Origin of the sequence: Robiginitalea sp. (assembly GCF_049588695.1) — a bacterium.
In the GTDB taxonomy this organism is placed as follows: domain Bacteria; phylum Bacteroidota; class Bacteroidia; order Flavobacteriales; family Flavobacteriaceae; genus Robiginitalea.
In genome coordinates this window covers 1-2,955 of record NZ_JBAVZJ010000205.1, presented here as the reverse complement: position 1 = coordinate 2,955, position 2,955 = coordinate 1, and the positions used below count along the sequence as shown (strand labels likewise).

At 46.7% G+C, this 2,955-nt stretch carries 2 protein-coding genes; one reads left to right on the top strand and one right to left on the bottom strand.

Annotated elements, in window-relative coordinates; all coding sequences use genetic code 11:
* Nucleotides 1–16: 16 nt before the first annotated feature.
* Complete coding sequence (mnmA, locus tag WBV75_RS04915) at nucleotides 17–1,207, bottom strand: tRNA 2-thiouridine(34) synthase MnmA (RefSeq protein ID WP_424119533.1); 1,191 nt, start codon at nucleotides 1,205–1,207, stop codon at nucleotides 17–19.
* 267 nt (nucleotides 1,208–1,474) lie between these two features.
* Here mnmA and WBV75_RS04910 point away from each other — a divergent pair, with 267 nt between their 5' ends.
* Nucleotides 1,475–2,902, top strand: a complete 1,428-nt coding sequence (locus WBV75_RS04910) for a fasciclin domain-containing protein (protein WP_424119532.1) — start codon at nucleotides 1,475–1,477, stop codon at nucleotides 2,900–2,902.
* Nucleotides 2,903–2,955 lie beyond the last annotated feature (53 nt).

Below are 2,955 nucleotides of genomic sequence, written 5' to 3'. Positions count from 1 at the left end.
CCCTAAAACGGGCAATTTAAGCGATTACGCCGGATCCCAGTAACTCCTCTCCCTCATACCAGGCCACAAACTGACCCGGGGTTATCGCAGACTGAGGTTCTGAAAACTCCACATATAATCCCTTTTCGGCTTTAACAAGTACGGCAGATTGAAGTTCCTGCCGGTAGCGAATTCGTGCCATCACTTTGAGTTCTTCCCCCGGAGCCAGGGTGAGATCCGGCCGGACCCAGTGCACTTCCTCCTCCATTACATAGAGTGCCTTGCGATAAAGCCCGGGATGGGCCTTACCCTCACCGGTATAGATAATATTCTCCCTGACATCCGTCTGAATCACAAAAAGGGGTTCCGGGGTTCCCCCCACATCCAGGCCCTTGCGCTGGCCTACTGTAAAATAATGAGCCCCCTGATGCCTTCCGACCACTGTACCATCAGCAGGCTCCAACTCGAGGGATTTGGAAAGGGCTGTGAGCTCTGCTTCCCTTGAAGAGAACTCCGTACCTACAGGTTGCAATTTGTCGGCATCGGCAGGAATGGTTATAATATTCCCCTCTTTTGGGGAGAGTTGTTGCTGAAGAAATTCGGGAAGCCGCACTTTGCCAATAAAACACAAACCCTGGGAGTCCCTTTTTTCAGCTGTAATCAATCCGTGTGCCCTTGCCAGTTCCCGTACTTCTGATTTTTGAAGATCCCCTATGGGAAAAAGTGCCCGGGAGAGTTGCTCCTGGTTGAGTTGGCACAAAAAATAAGATTGGTCCTTATTCGGGTCTTTACCTGCGAGTAGTTGATATACCCCCTCTCCGGAAGCCGAGGTGGTGTTCCCCTTGCGGCAATAGTGGCCCGTAGCGACATAGTCGGCCCCCAATTCCAGGGCCATCTTTAAAAAAAGATCGAATTTTATCTCCCGGTTACAGAGTACATCAGGGTTGGGCGTCCTGCCCATCTCGTATTCCCGAAACATATAATCTACGATCCGCTCTTTATATTCCACACTCAAATCCACTACCTGGAAAGGGATGCCGAGCTTTTCAGCCACGATAAGGGCGTCATTACTGTCCTCCAGCCAGGGGCATTCCCGTGAAATAACCACAGAATCGTCGTGCCAGTTTTTCATAAACAGGCCAATGACTTCATAACCCTGCTCCTGAAGCAACAAGGCCGCCACACTACTGTCCACTCCCCCGGAAAGGCCGACTACAACTTTTTTCATACCTGGAAATTCGTTGCAAAATTACAAAAATCACAACGTATAATTCATTTTGTTTAAGCTTGTTAACCCTTTAAAAGACAGTAATGATCGACAAACGACACTCCAAACAATCAGTTTTTTTTAGTGAGTACACGCAACGATGCCCGCAATACCGCATCTATAGGGCGATACAGTACGATTGAACTTTTATTAGTTAAACTTTTATTAAGAAGGATTGTATTGTTTAACCATTTTTTACTTTTGCTAAACAATTAAACAAATTTAATCATGAAAAAAACTGTTTTACTTATGAGGATGTTTTTCCTCGGACTTTTATTTATTTCTGCCACCGCGTGTTCGGATGACGACGACGGGGACAACGGCGGAGGAAACGATGATCCTAACATCGTAGAGGTAGCCCTGGGAACTCCGGAGCTTACCAATTTAGTTGCTGCCCTTCAGGCTGCCGATGGAGATTTAGTTAATTTGTTGCAAACCGACGGACCCTTTACTGTGTTGGCTCCCAACAATGCGGCTTTTGCATCATTCTTATCAGCCAATGGATTTGGTTCTTTGGAAGATGTACCTTCAGACGTGCTTGAAGCTATCTTGCTGAACCATGTTATACAGGCAGATGTATCCTCCGGAGACCTTGCCGGCCTTGGAAGAGGATACACGAATACCAGTGCCTCGGGGGCGAATAATCTTCCCATCAGCCTCTATTTTAACGCCGAGAGCGGAGTGCGTTTTAACAATGTTTCTGCTGTAACTTCAGGAGGAGCAGATATCGATGCCTCTAACGGAACTATCCATATCGTGGATGCGGTTATCCCAATCCCTAATATTGTAGACCATGCTGTGGCCAATTCAGATTTCAGTTCCCTGGTTGCTGCGCTAGGGGCAGCTGACGGAGACCTGATCGATGCATTGAACGGAGATGGGCCTTTCACTGTCCTTGCTCCTGACAATGATGCTTTCGCTACATTCTTAGACGGAGCACCTTTAGGAGGCATCAACACAACAGTGCTTACACGTACTTTGTTAAACCACGTCATTGGCGCTAACGTAACTTCTCCCGATCTTTCGGCTTTAGGCGCAGGTTATACCAATACAAGTGTTGCTGGGCCTGGGCAAAACGCCATGAGCCTTTATTTCAACACTTCAGACGGGGTTGTATTCAATGGAATTTCATCTGTAACTGAAGCAGACATTGTAGGGTCTAATGGTATCATCCACGCTGTGGACGCGGTAATCGCCCTTCCAACTGTAGTCACTTTTGCTGCGGCTGACCCAAATTTCTCAACATTGGTTACAGCACTTACAGATTTAACTCCAGATGTAGACTATGTAGAGATTCTTTCCCGTACCGAAGGTGAGAATCTGGATGATATCAATCCAGAGTTCACAGTATTTGCCCCGACGAATGATGCTTTCGACGATTTGGACGAAATTCCAGGTGAGACAACATTAATTCAGGTTTTGAACCACCACGTAGTAACTATGGCGAACATAGCGTCAACAGATCTTACAGGGAATGATACCGTAGAGACCCTGCAGGGAGATAACATCACCATCACTGCTCCGGGTACAGGAGACAATATTGCTGATGTTGAAGATGGTGCCGGAAACACTGACATCGGTATTATCGCTGTAGATGTCCAGGCAGACAACGGTGTCATTCATGTACTGAATAAAGTGATGATCCCGAATTTGTAATAAGAGGAAAAAAGCACTACAGCTTTTATAAATTGAAAAGGCCGCTCTGAGAG

What these genes read in the sequence shown, in the direction of transcription:
- WBV75_RS04910 (WP_424119532.1), top strand. Translation starts at nt 1,475, where the DNA reads ATGAAAAAAACTGTTTTACTTATGAGGATGTTTTTCCTCGGACTTTTA.
- mnmA (WP_424119533.1), bottom strand. Translation starts at nt 1,207, where the DNA reads ATGAAAAAAGTTGTAGTCGGCCTTTCCGGGGGAGTGGACAGTAGTGTG.